General features: G+C 49.8%; 15 protein-coding genes. 3 read left to right on the top strand and 12 right to left on the bottom strand.

Translation table 11 applies throughout. The features are described from left to right. Positions 1-96 precede the first annotated feature (96 nt). Together EZMO1_RS22510 and EZMO1_RS22505 are read right to left on the bottom strand one after the other, a co-directional pair. Positions 97-516: a DUF2799 domain-containing protein gene (locus tag EZMO1_RS22510; RefSeq protein WP_051790518.1), complete on the bottom strand. Its 420-nt coding sequence runs from the start codon at positions 514-516 to the stop codon at positions 97-99. Between the two features lie 205 nt (positions 517-721). Next, positions 722-1936: an anaerobic sulfatase maturase gene (locus EZMO1_RS22505; RefSeq protein WP_244886716.1), complete on the bottom strand. Its 1215-nt coding sequence runs from the start codon at positions 1934-1936 to the stop codon at positions 722-724. 547 nt (positions 1937-2483) lie between these two features. Between EZMO1_RS22505 and EZMO1_RS27460 the strand changes: the two genes are divergently transcribed. Next, positions 2484-2765: a hypothetical protein gene (locus EZMO1_RS27460; RefSeq protein WP_034878538.1), complete on the top strand. Its 282-nt coding sequence runs from the start codon at positions 2484-2486 to the stop codon at positions 2763-2765. Positions 2766-2810: 45 nt separating this feature from the next. Here the strand turns inward: EZMO1_RS27460 and chrA are convergent, their stop codons facing one another. After that, positions 2811-3986 (bottom strand): chromate efflux transporter, encoded by a 1176-nt coding sequence (gene chrA, locus EZMO1_RS22495; RefSeq protein WP_034878536.1) that lies wholly within the window; start codon positions 3984-3986, stop codon positions 2811-2813. An 87-nt stretch (positions 3987-4073) separates the two neighbouring features. Between chrA and EZMO1_RS22490 the strand changes: the two genes are divergently transcribed. Continuing rightward, positions 4074-5018: a LysR family transcriptional regulator gene (locus EZMO1_RS22490; protein WP_034878534.1), complete on the top strand. Its 945-nt coding sequence runs from the start codon at positions 4074-4076 to the stop codon at positions 5016-5018. 6 nt (positions 5019-5024) lie between these two features. Here EZMO1_RS22490 and EZMO1_RS22485 read toward each other — a convergent pair whose 3' ends face one another. Then, complete coding sequence (locus tag EZMO1_RS22485) at positions 5025-5591, bottom strand: sugar O-acetyltransferase (protein ID WP_034878533.1); 567 nt, start codon at positions 5589-5591, stop codon at positions 5025-5027. A gap of 176 nt (positions 5592-5767) precedes the next feature. On the opposite strand from EZMO1_RS22485, the gene EZMO1_RS22480 reads away from it, so the two are divergent. After that, positions 5768-6514, top strand: a complete 747-nt coding sequence (locus EZMO1_RS22480; protein WP_160174111.1) for a YdcF family protein — start codon at positions 5768-5770, stop codon at positions 6512-6514. A 3-nt stretch (positions 6515-6517) separates the two neighbouring features. Here the strand turns inward: EZMO1_RS22480 and EZMO1_RS22475 are convergent, their stop codons facing one another. From EZMO1_RS22475 to EZMO1_RS22440, 8 genes are all read right to left on the bottom strand, one after another. Further along, the gene (locus EZMO1_RS22475; RefSeq protein ID WP_034878532.1) at positions 6518-7933 is read right to left on the bottom strand and encodes a class II fumarate hydratase; all 1416 of its coding nucleotides are present in this window, start codon (positions 7931-7933) and stop codon (positions 6518-6520) included. A gap of 233 nt (positions 7934-8166) precedes the next feature. Next, positions 8167-9681 carry an apolipoprotein N-acyltransferase gene (lnt, locus tag EZMO1_RS22470; protein WP_034878530.1) on the bottom strand — a complete coding sequence of 505 codons (1515 nt, stop codon included), beginning with the start codon at positions 9679-9681 and terminating at the stop codon, positions 8167-8169. Between the two features lie 31 nt (positions 9682-9712). After that, the gene (locus EZMO1_RS22465; RefSeq protein ID WP_034878528.1) at positions 9713-10558 is read right to left on the bottom strand and encodes an HlyC/CorC family transporter; all 846 of its coding nucleotides are present in this window, start codon (positions 10556-10558) and stop codon (positions 9713-9715) included. Positions 10559-10680: 122 nt separating this feature from the next. After that, positions 10681-11145: an rRNA maturation RNase YbeY gene (gene ybeY / locus EZMO1_RS22460; RefSeq protein ID WP_034878527.1), complete on the bottom strand. Its 465-nt coding sequence runs from the start codon at positions 11143-11145 to the stop codon at positions 10681-10683. Further along, positions 11142-12230, bottom strand: coding sequence for a PhoH family protein (locus EZMO1_RS22455; protein WP_236632074.1), 1089 nt, complete (start codon positions 12228-12230; stop codon positions 11142-11144). The genes ybeY and EZMO1_RS22455 overlap by 4 nt, the downstream gene beginning before the upstream one ends. Positions 12231-12428: 198 nt before the next feature. Continuing rightward, positions 12429-13772, bottom strand: a complete 1344-nt coding sequence (miaB, locus tag EZMO1_RS22450) for a tRNA (N6-isopentenyl adenosine(37)-C2)-methylthiotransferase MiaB (RefSeq protein ID WP_034878896.1) — start codon at positions 13770-13772, stop codon at positions 12429-12431. A gap of 299 nt (positions 13773-14071) precedes the next feature. Next, the gene (locus EZMO1_RS22445; protein ID WP_236632080.1) at positions 14072-16696 is read right to left on the bottom strand and encodes an efflux RND transporter permease subunit; all 2625 of its coding nucleotides are present in this window, start codon (positions 16694-16696) and stop codon (positions 14072-14074) included. Between the two features lie 81 nt (positions 16697-16777). Then, positions 16778-18214: a hypothetical protein gene (locus tag EZMO1_RS22440; protein WP_034872942.1), complete on the bottom strand. Its 1437-nt coding sequence runs from the start codon at positions 18212-18214 to the stop codon at positions 16778-16780. Positions 18215-18275 lie beyond the last annotated feature (61 nt).

Below are 18275 nucleotides of genomic sequence, written 5' to 3'. Positions count from 1 at the left end.
AAAGATGATTGTAAAATAATGCCGCATTGATTGCGGCATTTCTTTTGCCGAATAGTCGAATGTTCTTTCTGTCGTCTATTAGTCGGTACAGGCTAATCACTGGACCCCATAAAAAGTTTCGAGATCATAATCCTGAATGTCCTGATCCCAGCGAGCGTTGTCATATTCAAACTGACCATCTTGCCAACTCAGGATATATTCATCTTCATGATCAAAGCCTGCACACTGGCCTCTGTAACTGAAGCCTGATCTTCCCAGAAAATAACCTGTATCGAATGAACAAAATTCTGCGATACCTGTATCATAACCTTTTTTGTAAAGGTCAAAGTTTTGTTCATTAAGCTGATGTAATTCGGACAGTTCGGAATGTGTTCTTTCGGAAAGGCCTTTGTAGCCATCCATTTGACCAAGCTGTTCCCAGCTTCCATCGCTGGCGAGTTGTTGAGGTGAAGGGGTGGTTGAGCAGCCGGCTATTGCTAAAGTAGACAGAGCCAGAGCTAGTGCAAATTGTTTCATTCTCTCCTCCTTACTCTTTATTAAGGGATATGCCTTTCCCTACACTTAAAGATGCTACTCCTAAGTAACGGCAAGTAAAGTTTTTTTAGGAAAGTTTACAGAAAAATCAAAGAGAAAAATGAATGAATTGAGAGAATAGTTTAACGTTTCAATAGGTGCTTAATCGTTGAATTAAACACCTATTAATTAATTAGATACGGATTAATTAAACCTTGTTTTCAGCCGCAATTCGGTCTGCTGCATACATAACATAAGCAGGCGGTCTGCGGTTTTGCAGTTCATTCGCCATGTATTTCATATACGGATCCATGTGGCGGAAGATCTTTTTGTAGCCCGGGCAGAGATGATTCTGGCTGCTACCGTCACTGTTTGGGTGAATACGGTGTTTCGGGCAGCCGCCGTTACAGGCGAAACGATATTCACATTTTTCGCAAATTTCACCAACGTTCGATTTGTCTTTACCAAACTTTTGCTGGGCTTTCTGGGTGGCAACTTTGTGAACATTCTTGTCTGAAATGTTGCCCAGTTTGTATTCCGGATAAACATAGTGGTCACAGGAATAGATATCACCATTACGCTCAACCACCAGAGCAGAACCACACTCTTCACGGAAAATGCACAGGTTGGCAGGCTGGCCAATCCAGGTCGCCAGAGCATTATCAAACATTTGCACGTAAATCTTGCCGACGTCTTTTCGAATCCACTCATTAAAGACGGCAATCATGAAATCACCAAACTCTTCCGGATCCACAGAGAAAGGCATCAGCTTTTTCTCGCTCTGGGATTTAGGGAAGATCAACATTGGATTTTCAACGCCAACTTCCATTTGCTCAATCACCGGAATGAACTGGGTGAAGGTGGAGCCAATTTCTTTCAGGAAGTTATAAACTTTCAGTGGGTGCTTCACATTCACATTGTTCACAACTGTGAGTGTATTGAACTCTACACCGTGCTTTTTCATGCACTCAATAGCTTTAACAACCCGTTTGAAAGTCGGTTTTCCACCCTGGGATACCCGGTAATGGTCATGTAGCTCTTCCGGGCCATCAATAGACAGGCCAACCAGAAAGTTGTGTTCTTTCAGAAAGGCACACCATTCGTCGTTCAGAAGAACGCCGTTGGTTTGCAGGCTGTTGGTAATCTGTTTGTCACCGGCAAACTTTTTCTGGTACTCAATAGCGCGCTTGAAAAAGTCCAGCCCTGCCGTGGTGGGTTCGCCTCCCTGCCAGGTGAAATCAACCATGGGTGTGTCTTGTGAAGCGATGTACTGCTTGATGTAGTTGCGCAATACTTCATCACTCATGTGAGTGATTTTTTCCTTTCCTTTATTCTCGGCCCGTTTGTTAAAGAAGACTTCTTTTTCCAGATAAAAGCAGTAATCACAGTCGAGATTACACTGATAACTGGTGGGTTTGGCCATTAGGTGAAAAGGTTTTCTCATCGGGTTGTCCGTTCAATAAACTATGCGCATGTTTAGAGTGTACTGCGATAATCTGTGATGTTATGTACGCAGTGAACGCAACATGCTGTTGGTATAGGGTTAACAACTATGGAAGAAATGAATAATTTCAGAGGGTTGTTGTTGACGATGAAGGCTACCATACAAGGGCAAATACTCGAACCCTATAACAACTAAACTACGGTGGTTTAGTAAATAGGGTGTTTTTTTCGGTTACGGAATAACCAGTCGGTTAGTGCTGCTAACGTTTTCAGGCATGAAATGAGTAATTCATTACTAGACTTGTAAATGTAGAAGGTTAATATCAATAACCTTTTCCGAGAACATATTACTGAACAAGGAGGTACAGCATATGTTTGGAGTTGGACAACATAGTCAGGTGCCACAGCGGCCTCAGAGGCAACGTCATCGTAGATGCAATTCATTTCCAGGAGCTATTAACAACCGGGAGACTCGCACAGGTCAGTCCGCAAGGGCTTATAATCGTAGTGTTGAACAGCGATATGGTTTGATTAATGCACTGGGTGACTTGTTGGAACGAGTTACATTTAAGCTCAAACCCATTGGTGATTTTCTTTGTAAGCATTTTAGTTGGGAAAACCTGACAAAAATTGGCCGAGAGGCGAAACATCAAGTCAGGCAAGGGGTTTATGATGTGCAGAAGGAAATGGCAGGCTCAGATTGGAAGCGCGCCAAGCTTGAAGCTAAGCAGAGAAAAACTGAATTTCAACACAAAGGAAGCGAGCAAGTTAACAGTATAAAACAGCGACTTAATCGCTGGTTTGGTTAAGCTCATACGTAAGGAGTCACAGCGAGTGACTCCGTACTAATTCCCTTAAAGCAACACAAAGCCAATCCCCGCATAAAGCGGCACCATCAAAGCAATGGGCAGCTTCCATACCGCCAGCAATAGATAAGCCAGCAACGCCAGGGCAACATCTTCCGCACCTTTAATCGCAAGAGTGATGACCGGATCGTAGAAGGCTGCCAGCAGCAGACCGGTCACGACTGCATTAATGCCATTGATGGCAGAACGCAGTTTGGGCATGGCTTTCAACCGGTTCCAGAACGGCCAGGCGGCGGCCAGCAATAAAAAAGAGGGCGCGAACATAGCCGTCAGGGCAACCAGAGAGTAGCTCAGGTTAAAGTGGCCACCGAAAACGCCACCAAGAAAAGGTGCCAGGGTAAACATTGGGCCAGGAACCGCCTGCGCGGCACTGTATCCCACGATAAAGGCATCGGCTGTAACACCCGCGTCGTGTACCAGTTCGGCCTGTAACATAGGGAGCACGACATGACCACCGCCAAACACCAGTGCTCCGGAACGATAAAAGCTGTCGAATAATTGCAGGGCAGTACTGTCAGATTGAGCGGCAATGGCCGGAATGACCAGGATTCCCACCACAAATAAAGCGGCAGCAGCGAAGGCGATGCGTTTACGACCTTTGATCTCCGGAAATTCTCCTGCGTTGCTATTTCGGTTGTAAATCAGATAACCGGCAATGGTGCCAACCACAATCACAGTCATCTGCATGGCGACGCCGGGCATTACCAGCATCAGTCCGGCGGTTATCATCGCCATGGTGACGCGGGCACGATCAGGGCAGAGGGATTTACCCATTTTGATCAGAGCGTCGGCTACAACAGCCACCGCAAACAATTTCACACCCTGCAAAATGCCCATGGCAAAAGACAGCCCGGAAATTTCACTGTAACCCATTGCCAGCAAAATCATGATGATGGCGGAAGGCAGGGTAAAACCGGTAAACGCAGCGAAAGCGCCTGGCAGACCGGCACGGTCAAAACCAATGCTGATGCCCACCTGACTGCTGGCTGGCCCGGGTAACATCTGGCACAGAGCGACGGTGTCTGCGTATTCCTGCTCACTCAGCCATTGTCGTTTTTCTACAAATTCCCGATGGAAGTAGCCAATATGCGCCGTCGGCCCACCGAAGGCATAACAGCCCAGAGCCAGGAAGCGGATAAACACTTCAAAACAGTTTTTGAACATGGGGCAGTCAGAAGTCTTGTAATTCGGAGATAAACATTTTAAAAAAACACAGACTGATTAATCTAATTAATTATTTGAATTTTGGTTATGAATAAGATCGATCTATCAAGAGTAGACCTTAACCTGCTGACAGCCTTTGAAGCGCTGTATCAGGAACAGAGTGTCAGCAGGGCGGCGGAGCGTTTGTATCTTGGGCAGTCTGCCATGAGTCACACTCTGGGTCGCTTACGTAAGCTGTTTGATGATGTATTGCTTGAACGACAGGGTCAGCAGATGCGGCCAACACGAAAAGCGGATGAGCTTTATCTGGCAATACACGATGTTTTAAGTGTGATTCGGGATCGTGTTCTGGATCAGTCTGCATTCACAGCAGACATCTGGGAAGGAGCGGTTCGAATTGGTCTGAACGACTATTGCGAACTGGTTTATGCCCGCGCTCTGTTTGAACGAATACAGGCTCAGGCTCCTCATGCACAGTTAAGCTTTGTTACGGTGAATCGCAGCAATGCGGCAGACCTGCTGAAAGCCGGAAAACTGGACATGGCTCTGGGGCACTGGTCGGAAGCGATGGATGAGCTGGAAGTACAGGACTTGTACCTTGAGAAACACGTTTGCCTGTTTGATAACCGGGTATTGCAGAAATCATTGCCGTTGTCTCTGCAGGATTATCTGGATACGCCCCATGCGTTGGTGACGCCGGAAGGCGAACTCAGTGGTAATGTGGATAACATTCTTGCCCGGCAGGGTTTAAGTCGGAAAGTGGCTCTGGGCTGTTCAAGGTTTATTTCGTTGCTGAATCTTTTAAAAGGCAACCGTCTTTTATCGGTAGTCCCTGAAACGATGTCGTATATTGATGATTCGGAGCAACCTTTACACCACTGCATTCCACCCGTGGCTGTGGGGGATTTTGCCATCAGTCTGGCCTGGCGCAAGAGTGACAGTGCGCATCCGGTATTAAGCTGGCTGAAGCAGTTAATGCACGATATCGTTCTGCAGGAACGACATCGTGTGATTGGTCAATCAGAGGTTTAAAGTCGCTCAGGCTGCCTGAGACTGATCAATCTCTCTGATGACTTTACAGGGAACCCCGGCCGCCACAGTATTGGCCGGGATGTCTTTGGTGACAACACTGCCGGAACCAATGACAACGTTGTCGCCAATAGTGACTCCGGGGTTAACGGTTACATTGGCACCCAGCCATACGTTATTACCAATGGTGATTTTTTTGCCAAATTCCAGACCGGAGTTACGGGTTTCCGCATCAATCGGATGACCGGCTGATGTAACAGTAACGTTCGGGCCAAACATGACATTATCGCCAATAATCACCGGGCAGACATCGAGAATGACCAGATTGTGATTGGAGTAAAAGTTCTTGCCCAGATGGATGTTATAGCCGTAGTCACAGTAGAAACTGGGCTCAATGTTGGCTTCTTCCACTTTACCCAGAAGTGTTTTGAACAGCTCCATCTTCTCTTCGTTCTGATCAGGAGCAAGGTTGTTTAGCTTAAAGCAAAGAGCCTTGGCCAGCTCTCTTTCTTTCTTCAGGACAGGGTCAGATGGAAAATAGCCCATCCCGGCAATCATTTTTTCTTTCTCGGTCATGAATCAATTACTCGCGCAACAGTTTGACTGCGGTTTGAAGGTTGTTGTTGGCGAATTGACTCATATTTGAAGAAGGTACGTATGTCCGATATTCTCGCAAAAGGTTAGCGGGTTGTGCTTACTTGTTGTATTAATTACCTGAGATAAATAACCAATGGCCTTTTATGAAACCTGTCATGCGATGGTGTTTAAAACAGAGCCTGCTGCCACCGGTTCTGCTGTTATGGATGATGGCTGTGGGACTGATTTTTAAAGCAACGCTGGGGTGGTTGCCCTGGCTGGCACTGTTTGCATTTTATACGCTGTCGATCACGCCTGTTGCAACGGTTCTCAATAAAGGGCTGGAGTGGTACGGAGCTCTGGATTCTGATGCCTGTGCCGAAGCCGACGCTATTGTGATTCTGGGCGGAGGTCTCCCGCGCTTCACACCTGAATACCAAGGCTATCAGCCAACGGCGTTGTCTCTGGAGAGAGTTCGTTACGGAGCAACAGTCCACCGTATTTGTGGTGTACCATTGCTGACCAGTGGCGGCGGTGCGCGGTCAGAAGCTGCCACCATGGCGGAAGTGTTGCACACGGATTACGGTATTCAGGCTCGCTGGCAGGAAAAAGAAAGTCTTACCACTTGGCAGAATGCCCTTTACAGTCACGACATGTTGAGCAGGGAGTTAGGAAAAGATGACCTTCGTATTATTCTGGTGACTCATAGCTGGCACATGCCACGGTCGGTGTTGAGTTTTCAGAAAATGGGGTTTGAAGTCATTCCCGCGCCCACCATTTTCACCTGGTCAGAGGTTCCATGGAAAAAACTGCGCTACTGGATGCCCCGGACGCGCAACCTGCGAAGCAGTGAAATCGCTCTGCATGAATATCTGGGGCTGTTCTGGTACTGGCTCAGCGACCGGCTGAATATCAAAAATTGAAGCTTATTTTTTGTTGATTCCGCCTTTGGTCAGCTGTACAGGGTCAAGAATCCTTTTTAGTTCCTCTTCAGTCAGGTCTGTTTTTTCTTTCGCGACCTCCAGAATCGAGCGCTTTTCTTTGTAGGCCTGTTTGGCGATGTCTGCTGCTTTCATATAACCGATGATCGGGTTGAGAGCAGTGACCAGAATCGGGTTGCGATCAAGGGATTGATTGATATTCGCTTCACGCACCCTGAAGCCTTTGATTGCCTTGTCAGCCAGAATAATACTGGCGTTGCTCGCCAGCATAATGCTTTGTACAAGGTTATTCGCCACCAGTGGCAACATGACATTCAGTTCAAAGTGGCCGGACTGCGCTGCGATGGTGACGGCAGTATCCAGTCCGATAATTTGTGCCGAAACCATGGTGACAGACTCTGAAATGACCGGGTTGATTTTACCGGGCATAATGCTTGAGCCCGGCTGCAGGGCTGGCAGTTCAATTTCACCGAAACCGGCCAGTGGCCCGCTGTTCATCCAGCGCAGATCATTGGCAATTTTCATCAAGCTGACAGCCACATTTCTCAGGTTGGCTGAAAGCTCCAGTGCGGTTGCAGGCACACTCTGGGCGGCGAAAAAGTTGGGAGCCGGGGTAAAGTGCAAACCGGTATCTTTATCCAGAGCGTTGCAGACAGCCTGTGAATAGTCGGGATGTGTATTGGTGCCGGAACCCACAGCGGTTCCGCCCAGGGTCAGTTGTAACAGACGTTTCTGTGTGTCTTTTAGTCGTTTCTGGTCCTGCAGTAGCAGCGCCTTCCAGCCTCCCATTTCCTGAGCAAAAGTCACCGGCATGGCATCCATGGTATGCGTACGTCCGGTTTTGACGATGTGGCCAATATCCTGAATTCGTTCGTCAAGGGTTTGAATCAGGTGCGATAGGGCAGGTAACAGCTGTTGCTCTACCAGCAGGGCCGACGCCACATGAATGGCAGAGGGGATCACGTCATTACTGCTCTGCCCAAGGTTAACATCATCGTTTGGACTGACCGGTGTGGTTCCGTTCAGGCTGGCAAGATGACTGACCACCTCGTTCACATTCATATTGGTGCTGGTGCCGGAACCGGTCTGGTAAACGTCAATGGGAAACTGGCTTTGAGCGGTGCCGGGATAATCCGCTGCAATAATCTGATCAGCCGCTTTGATGATGGACTCAGCTTTGTCTTCCGACAGCAAGCCCAGAGACTGGTTTGCTACAGCGGCTGCTTTTTTTATACGGGCAATGGCAGTGATAAACGCTTCCGGCAGAGGTTGGCCACTGACTGGAAAGTTATCCACAGCTCTCTGGGTTTGTGCACCGTACAACGCAGCAACAGGCACGCTGACCTCTCCAAGGCTGTCTTTTTCAATTCGGACATCGGTTGAGTTGGCTGGATTGCTCATAAGAATGCAAAGCCCTGTCATCGTGGCCAGCTTGCAGTAATGGCACAGTCTGGCGATGGTGCGGATGGTTTTTCTCATTCTTCATTCTCATCTATTACAACGAAAGTGTGTATGCAATTGAGTTCAGCGCCTCCTGTATAATGAGAATAGTTGCAACAGGCTGTATCGGCAGGGTAAAGGGAGAGGTGATGAAGAATGGCAGGAGCGCCGGGTGCGCTCCTGTCTGCAGCCAGCTAGCGGGTACGGCGGCTTCTGTGAACGGTCAGGACAATCATCAACAGGCTAAACAGCAATACCGGATACGACCCGAAACGCATAAAAGGCGTCGTACCTTTCATCACCGGAGCGTCACCGCGCAGAATACCTTCCTTAAACCGTTCTATGCTTTTTACCGTTTTTCCCTTGTCATCAATCAGTGCCGTTTTACCATCGTTGGTGGCACGAATCATATAGCGTCCGGTTTCCAATGAGCGCATTCTGGCAATCTGGTAATGCTGTAGTGGACCTATAGAGCGACCGAACCAGGTGTCGTTACTGATGGTAATTAAAAGACCACTGTCTCTTGCCTGAAAGGCGGCGAAGTCGGGATACACCACCTCATAACAGATATACGGTGCAATGGTTGCTTCCGGTACTTCCAGCAACGCCTGGCTACTGGTACCTTTTGAGAAAGCGCTCATAGGCAGGTCGAAGAAGTCAATCAATCCACGCAGTATGGATTCCAGAGGTACATATTCGCCAAAAGGCACCAGCTTTTGTTTGTAGTAGCGTCCATCGCCCACCCCTGAAGCAACAATTGAGTTGTAGTAACGGGGCTCGCCGGTACTGTTGTCGTCCATGGGAATGCCGGTGATGAATGTGCTTCCACTGTCGTTAGCCTGGCGGTCAAGCTGTTGCATCACTGAACGGACATTGCTGTAGAAAATAGGCAGGGCATTTTCCGGCCATATCACCAGATCCTGTCCCCACTCTTTCTCCGTCAGACCAAAATAGGTTCTGATGGTATCTTCCAGATAACCGGGCTCCCACTTCAGGCTCTGGGGAATATTGCCCTGAATGGCACTGAAACTGAGCGAGCCGGTTTTGGTGGTCCATGTGATATGACCGAGAGGAAAGCTGGCAGCCCAGGCAACAGCGGTGACAACAAGCGCCAGAACCTGTCCGGCGTATAAACGAAATCGCTCAATAATGACCGACGTTAACAGGCAGGCCGTTGTTATTAACAGAAGACTAAGGCCGTAGACACCGGCAACCGGAGCCCAACTCTGGAATGGTGTGTCCAGCAATGCATATCCCTGGAGCAGCCAGGGAAATCCGGTCAGGAACCAGGTTCTGAACCATTCAAACAGCACCCACACAGCGGCGAACAGTAACGCCCTTTGCCAGCTGGCTTTAACGTTGTAGCGATCCCTGAGTTTTATGTAACTCAGGAACATTGGAATGATAAAAACGCTGGTCAGCAACAGAACAAACAGTAAGGTCAGCAGCAGCGCCAGCGGTACGGGTGCCGAGCCAAACTCATGGATGCTGACGTAAACCCAGGAAGTACCCGCACCAAATAATCCGATGCCAAACAGTGCCCCGCGAATCAGAGTCGGGCGCAAAGCTTCTTTCTGGGTAACAAAGAAAATACAGCCACTGGCCAGCAGTAAAACCGGCCAATGATTATAAGGGCTGAAAGCCAGTGTGAAGAGGGCACCGGCAATGGCTGCCATCAGGTGCCCGGGCAGTTTATTCTTCAAGATCATCGACCTGTCAGTCGCGAATTTAGTTGCGTGATTACTGATGAGTATCTGTCACTCGCAATAACCGGATGCGGCGACCGTCGGAGTTAAGCACATCAAACCGGAAACCGGAAATTTCCACGTATTCATTACGCTTGGGCATGTGCCCGAACTCCTGCATAACGATGCCGCCAATGGTATCGAACTCTTCATCGCTGAATTTGGCATTGAAGTGTTCATTAAAGTCTTCAATGGGGGTCAGTGCCTTGACGATAAAGGTATTGGCGTTTTCCTCGACAGGTTTTATGAAGCTGTCTTCCTCGACATCGTGCTCGTCTTCAATGTCACCAACGATTTGTTCAAGAACGTCTTCAATGGTGACCAGACCGGCAACACCGCCAAACTCGTCAATAACAATCGCCATATGATTTCGATTGGTTCGGAACTCCTTCAACAGTACATTCAGGCGTTTGCTTTCCGGAATGAAGGTAGCAGGACGAAGATGATCCTTAATATTAAAGCGGTTATTTTGCAGGATCAGTGGCAGCAGGTCTTTTGCCAGAAGAATACCAATGATTTCATCCTTGGTGTCGCCAATCACCGGAAAGCGGGAGTGGGCTGATTCAATGATTTTGGGCAGGAAATCACGGGGTTCCTGGTCCTCATCCACGCAGACCATCTGGGAGCGGGGAATCATGATTTCCCGAACCTGCATATCGGCTACCTGAACCGCGCCTTCGATAATGCTCAGGGCTTCGGTGTCGATGATGCCCCGGCTGCCTGCTTCATTCAGGATCGAGAGCAGTTCACTTCTGTTTTTCGGGTCCTGACTGAAAATGCCAGACAGTTTGTCCATCCACGATGGTGAGGGTTCTTCACCCGTTGGGGTTTCGTCGTTCATTACCTTTTCTTTAAGTGTGCCTGTTTACCATTTTTAAAAGCGGGATTGCTTCCCGCTTCTATCCGGCATATGTCGCATGATAATTGTCGTATTTCAACTATACCGCGACAGTGTACCGTCCGTTAAACGGTTTCTGCGTAAGGATCGGGAAAACCAAGGCTTTTTACAACGTTCGTTTCCAGAGCTTCCATTTCTTCCGCTTCATTATCGTCTATATGGTCATAACCCAGCAGGTGCAAGGTGCCATGAACAATCATGTGCGCCCAGTGTGCTTGCAGGCTTTTTTTCTGCTCGCCGGCTTCCCGTTCTACTACCGGAGCACACACCACCAGATCACCCAGCAGGGGCAATTCCAGTTCGGCAGGCAGGTCAGACGGGAATGACAGTACGTTGGTTGGCCCCTGCTTCTGTCGCCATTGCTGGTTCAGCTCGGCGCCTTCTTCCGTATCCACAATGCGCAGGCTGATTTCGGCCTCATCACGGTGCGTACCAACAGCCGCTTCTGCCCAGAGCTGAAAATCTTCTTCACTGGGCAACGACGAACTATCACTGGCAATCTGGATATCAATAAACACGTTGGCGCTCATGACGGAGTGCTTGCCTCGGATTGTGCCTGTTGCTGAAGTTGTTCGTGCAGAGCCCAGCGTTCTTCACGGCGCTTTAGCTGTTCCTTTTCCTGCTTCTGGTCGAATTTGTCGTAAGCCTGAACAATTCTTTGAACCAGTGGGTGGCGTACAACGTCTTTGGAGGAGAACCAGGTAAAACCAATGCCGTCCACGTCTTTCAGCACATCAATAGCACTGAGCAGGCCGGAGCGAGTGCCCCGGGGCAGGTCAACCTGTGTCACGTCACCGGTGATAACAGCGGTTGAGCCGAAACCGATGCGGGTAAGGAACATCTTCATTTGTTCTGATGTCGTGTTCTGGGACTCATCAAGAATAATGAAAGAGTTGTTCAGGGTTCGACCACGCATATAAGCCAGAGGTGCGACTTCAATCACATTTTTTTCGATCAGTTTGTCTACCCGCTCAAACCCCAGCATCTCATACAGTGCGTCATAAAGAGGACGCAGGTACGGGTCGATTTTCTGGGACAGGTCGCCGGGCAGGAAGCCTAGCTTTTCGCCTGCTTCTACGGCAGGGCGTACCAGCAGAATGCGACGAATCTGCTCGTCTTCCAGCGCCTGAACAGCGGCAGCAACGGCAAGATAGGTTTTACCGGTGCCCGCCGGGCCAATACCAAAGTTAATGTCGTGCTCCAGTATTGATTTGACGTAGTTCTGCTGGTTTGGCCCCCGGGGCGTAATCAGCCCTTTGCGGGTACGCAGGGAAACCACGTCGCCACTGTCTTCAGGGGCAGCAATGTACTCAACGGCAGATTCCTGCAGGAACAGGTGCACAGTTTCCGGTGTCAGAGGGCTTTTCTTACCGGTTTCCCGGTACAGCCGCCTGAGAATTTCCTGTGCTGCCTTGACCGAATCTTCATGGCCGGACACGGAAAACTTGTTACCACGGTTGCGAACCTTAACGTGAAGGCGTTGTTCGATCTGCTTCAGGTTCTGGTTGAACTGGCCGCACAGCTCGGCAAAGCGTTGGCTGTCATCGGGTTCAAGAACAAACTGAGACTGGCTTTCTGCCAGAGCGTTGGAGGTGTTTTGGGTTTTGGCGTTCAACTCGGGGATTCAGCTCTTACTGCGATTATTAGGGTTAAGCATATACCGCGGTCTGAAGGTTGGGTAGATCATAACCGTGATATTGACTTTATTTTACAGGATTTTTAGGGAGATTTGAGAGGGCAAACACGGTGGCGGGTTGATATCAGGGTTGGGAGTCGCGTTCCGCTCGTCCCAACCAATAAACTTCAGAGGATATTAATCCAACTCGGAGCTGGTAATCTTGCCACGCATGGAGTGAGCAAAAGCATCGGTCACTTCAACGTTGGCAAAATGGCCGATCAGACGCGGGTCGTCGAATTTGAAGTTAACGATGCGGTTGCACTCGGTGCGTCCCATCAGTTCGCCCGGGTCTTTCTTGGAGTAACCGGTCACCAGAATCTTCTGGGTCGAGCCTACCAGGCGACGGCTGATCTGCATGGTTTGCTGATTCAGACGATCCTGCAAAATGCGCAGACGCTCTTTCTTGGTCTCAGCCGTTACGTCGTCTGGCATATCCGAAGCAGGAGTCCCCGGCCGCTTGCTGTAAATAAAGCTAAAGGACGCGTCGAAACCAATTTCCGCAATCAGGTTCATGGTGTCCTGAAAATCTTCATCGGTTTCACCCGGGAAACCAACAATGAAGTCGGAAGACATGCTCATATTCGGGCGATGCTCACGAATACGACGCACTTTATCCACGTAGATAGACGTCTCGTGCTCACGCTCCATGAGCTTCAGAACCCGGTTGGAGCCACTCTGAACCGGTAGATGCAGATGACTGACCAGCTCTGGCACTTCAGCGTAAACGTCAATCAGGCTGTCGGAGAATTCCAGCGGGTGAGACGTTGTGAAACGAATACGGTCGATGCCATCAATCGCCGCAACAATGGTGATCAGTTCGGCCAGATCACAAATGGAACCATCGTCTTTTTCACCGCGATAAGCGTTAACGTTCTGCCCCAGCAGGTTGATTTCACGCACACCTTTCTCGGCCAGACCCACACATTCCGCCAGAACATCGTCCATCGGGCGGCTGACTTCCGGACCACGGGTGTAAGGCACAATGCAGTAGGTGCAGTATTTGCTGCAGCCTTCCATGATGGAAACAAAGGCGGTTGGGCCATCTACGCTGGGTTCTGGCAAGCGGTCGAACTTTTCGATTTCAGGGAAGGTGACGTCTACCACCGGAATATGATCCTGTTTGGTGGCATCAATCATTTCCGGCAGACGGTGCAGGGTTTGCGGGCCAAACACTACGTCAACGTAGTGGGCACGTTTGCGGATTTCCTCACCTTCCTGACTGGCGACACAACCGCCCACACCAATCACGACATCAGGGTTCTTTTCTTTCAGATGTTTCCAGCGACCCAGCTGGTGAAACAGTTTTTCCTGAGCCTTTTCACGGACGGAACAGGTGTTGACCAGCAGTACGTCGGCTTCTTCTGGGTTATCGGTCAGTTCCAGAGTGTGGGTTTCTCCGAGCAGGTCTGCCATTCGGGCAGAGTCGTACTCGTTCATCTGGCAACCGTGGGTCTTGATGTATAGCTTTTTTGCGCTCATGGCTGCTTTGGTCATTTCAGACGACAAAACCGGATTCCTGTCTGCTGGTTCATAACTGCTTTCGTCTTGTGGTACGGAGCAGTCTGATAAGGATAGCGATAAAGATAGCCAAGCCCTGACGGCTGTCTACTATCTGTTCAAAAGCGGGACATTATAGCCTTTGGCTGACGGGGAGGGTAGTGAGCAATATTTCTGATGCTGATTAGGCAGTTACGCCCCCGGATGCCGGGACAACCACAATACGCTCGGCCTTGTATGCTTGTGGTTGTCCCGGTGAATCCGGTTACGTAAAGTCAGAGTTAATGGGCAGGACAATTCTCCAGTGCTGCTTCCAGCTTATGTTCCATGTCTTTGGGTGAGCCGGTTCTGGCGGCGACCAGACGATAGAGTCCCGGTGCTACAAAAAGGGTCATAAAGGTGGCGACCAGAACGCCGCTGAAAATCACAATACCGATGGATGAACGGGATTCGTAACCTGCACCGCTGGCTAGAATCAGCGGGACAGAGCCAGCCAGTGTGGTAATCGCTGTCATCAGAATCGGGCGTAAACGTGCAACCGAACCCTGAATAATCGCATCTTCAAAGGCAATCTTTCGATCCCGTAGCTGGTTAATGAACTCGACAATCAGAATACGGTTTTTGGTGGCCAGACCGATCAGCATGATCAGGGATATCTGGGTGTAGATGTCCAGTGACAAGCCAGTCCATAGCATTCCCCCCATGGCGCCAGTGAGTGCCAGCGGCACCGTCATCATAATCACCATCGGGTGAATGAAGCTTTCAAACTGTGCCGCCAGCACCAGATACACCACCACCAGAGCCAGAATAAACGTCACGGTCATGGAACTGCTGGAACGTTTGTACTCCATGGACTCACCTTTGTAGTCGATGGTGGCTTCATCCGGCAGCTCATCGATGACCAGCTGTTCAATATAAGCCAGTGCTTCACCCAGAGAGTAATCGCCTACCAGATCCGCTGACAATGTAATACTCTTGCGTCGGTTATAGTGGTTCAGCTGACGGGGCTGACCTTCAATGGTGACATCAATCAGGGTGTCCAGACGCACCAGCTCTCCACTGGAAGAACGCAGGTGGATGCGAGCCAGATCGGAGATCGCGTTGAAGTCATCCTTGGGCGCCCGAACGTTGACATCATACTCTTCACCATTCTGGATAAAGGTGGTGATGTTCCTGCCTGCCAGAACAGTTTCCAGCGCGGAAGAAATGTCCGACACCGGAATCCCCAGCTCATGGGCATAAGCCTGATTGATGGTAACGTTCATGCGTGGAGTGGTTTCGTTGTAATCCATATCCAGCTCACGCAATCCCGGATTTTCAGACGCTTTTTCTTTCAGCAATTCCACCCATTCCTGCACAATCTCATAGGAGCTGCCACCGATCACCACCTGAACCGGCTGACGGGCACGGGTACCAAAGCTGGATGGCACCATGGGCGCAACCCTGAGTTCTGCAATGGGCTGCAGCAAACGGCGTATCTGGTTGCTGACATCGAACACGGTGACATCTCGTTCGTCCCAGTGTTTCAGGTCAATAATCAGCATCATTTCATTCTGGTTTCTACCCGGTGCCCGAACCCCCATCGATTTTATCGGCCCTTCAGGGTTGGTGAGAGGTTTCATGCGCTGTTCAATATCATCAATCAAAGGTTCCAGTGCGTGATAGCTGGCTCCCTCTGTAGCGGTCAGGCGGACAAACAGACGTCCCTGGTCTTCTCTGGATACAAACGACTGGGGCAGTTGCTGGTAGGTGTAACCCATAAAGCCAAGGCTTAATACCACGGTTAATACCGCAATCCAGTTATGTTTCAGGGTGAAGTAGAGTACACGGCGATAGCCGTTTTCAAGTCTGGCAAACTGCTTTTCAACAAACTGTGTGAATGGGCCTTGTTGCACATTCATTTTCAGTACACGGCTGCCAAGTACCGGCCCCATAGTCAGGGCGACGATACTGGAGAGCATCACGCTGGCTGCCAGCGTCACAGCGTATTCCTTAAACAGCATTCCCGCTGTGCCGGTTAACAGGGTGATTGGCATAAACACCGCCACCAGAACCATGGTGGTGGCAATAACCGCCATACCGACTTCACGGGCACCACGATAAGCCGCAACAATCGGTGGCTCGCCTTTTTCTATACGACTGTGGATGTTTTCCAGAACCACGATGGAGTCATCCACCAGAAGCCCCACCGATAACACCAGTGCCAGCAATGTAATCAGGTTGATGGAGTAATCAAACAGCAGCAGTACAGCGAAGGTGGCGATCAGGGACACCGGCACACTAACGGCTGGAATCAAGGTGGCACGGGCGCTGCCCAGGAAAATGTAGATAACCAGAATGACCAGCACCGACGTGATGCCCAGAGTTGTATACACTTCACTGATGGCGCTTTTGATAAACACCGAACTGTCGGACAACGGATTCATTTCCATACCGTTTGGCAGGAACGGTTTCAGTCGTCCAACCTCTTCCTTAACGGCTTCAACCACATCCAGTGTATTGGCTTCGGACTGTTTCAAAAACTCCAGCATGACCATACTGCGACCATTGAGCCGGAAAGTCTGGTCTTCGTTTTCCGATCCGGTTTCTACGGTGGCGACATCGGAAAGGTACAGCATTGAGCCATCGCTGTTCTTGCGGATAATCAGGTTCTGGTAGTCGGCAACGCTCTGGTAGCTGCGTTGCAAACGTAATGTGTAGTTCCGCGCAGAGTCAGTCAGACTGCCCGCCGGAGCTTCGAGGTTTTCAGCCCGCAACGCTCTTTCTATATCGGCAACAGTGACATTACGGCTGGCCATGGCGACCGGGTCCAGTTTGACCAGTAACGCCAGTTCATTGTAACCACGCAGTTCGATGGAGCTGACACCATCAATCAAGCTCAGGGGATCGAGCAGTTGACGGTTGATGTAGTCACTCAGGTCTACCGGTGACAGCCGGTCGGAGGATACGGTGAAACTGATAGGGTGAAAGTCTCATATTGACTGGTACTATAATTCCAAGTCACCTTTCTGCATGGGGAATGGGATGACATTGTCCATACCCACTTCCGTGACCTTGGCGCAGTAGGTCACCGCCAGTAACTTCCAGCCATTGTCGAACATGCCACTCTGAATTAATGACCTTGCTGTCAAAATACCTTGGCCTCCGGGATGCCGCCACCTCATTCCAGAACACTTCATTCGCTGCGTTACCAAGGTTTTACAAGTAGCCTCAATAACCCCTGAGCCTATTGGCAAGTTGTGCGACAAGTGTTCAGCATAGTTCATGCGGGTTCGATTACTTCTGAAGTACTCCAGCTCTGTTTTCAACTTCGATCGACGAGGGTGTCGTTTATGCTGGTAAGCCAGAGCTTTGATGACTTTTTCAACACCTTCGGGCTCCTCTTTGAGGATGTGGCGATAGGTGATGAACTTTTCTCTGGATTTGTTGCTGTTTTCACCATAGGACAGGTCAAACGCTTTCTTCAGGTGCTCTGCGGCATGATAGAAGTCTACAACCTCGTGACCTTCAGGGAGTTCATTGGCAAGGTAGGTCCAGTTGTCTTTTGCCCCATCAGCGACTTTAACAAGCGTCAGATCTGGCCTCTGTCGAAGAGCTTCGCTCAGGAGTGCGGAGAGTGATTGTTTCAAAGTCACTTTCTTGCTTTCAGGCATTCGACTCATCCTGACCGTTGAGAGGCGTTCACCCTGTGCATCGTAAAACGACAATGTTCCACAACTGGCCTCCTGACAGCCAGCAGGGCCACGGGTTCGCTTGCCATCGACTCTATTCTGTTCCCGCTTTTCCTGACGTTTACCATCTTTCATCGGCAACATGACGCCATCAAGAGAAGCGGCCGCAGTCACAGCTTCTTCAGGAACCTTGACGCTTTCCCAGAGAAAGTCTTCAAAGGCTTCCCTATTGGGTTCCCACTGCGCATTGAACTTTTTGGGTAGTCTGGCCAGAGAGCTTTCCGAGGGCGTCATGTTCCCTATCAGATCAAGTAGGCTTTTAGCCTCTCCGGGAGGCATTTGCGCAACCATCCAGACAGCTTGTTTAGCTGCTTTTGGTGTCCAATACCCCTCTACAATACCTGCCTGTAGCTCCAAAGGGATGATAGAGTGATCCTTACCGTTACGATAGAGCGTACGCAAAACCCGGACAGGGCCGACAGCGGATTGATAAGTTTCTGAAGATCGCAACACCCGATGGTAACAGACACCGCTTACCTCAATCGCAGGAACGTCAATATCAAGCCCGGTCAGGTCTTCTGCCAGAACGCTTTGCTCTGCTTCGATAAAGAGTTTATGGATCTCACCTTCATAGTCTTCAAAGTGCTTGATTGGGCTGTGTTCCTGACGAAGAACGGCCAGTTTTTGCTCAAGCTGTTGGATAGCATGACAAGAAAAATTGGCGGCTTCAGCTAGTGGCTGACATACTTGCATCGGGGCGGCCTTTCACTGTTGCGGTATCTTTTACAGTAACCATCATAGCGGTGTTTGGCCG

Source organism: Endozoicomonas montiporae CL-33 (assembly GCF_001583435.1).
Lineage (GTDB): Bacteria > Pseudomonadota > Gammaproteobacteria > Pseudomonadales > Endozoicomonadaceae > Endozoicomonas_A > Endozoicomonas_A montiporae.
This window is presented reverse-complemented; position numbering and strand designations above follow the sequence as displayed.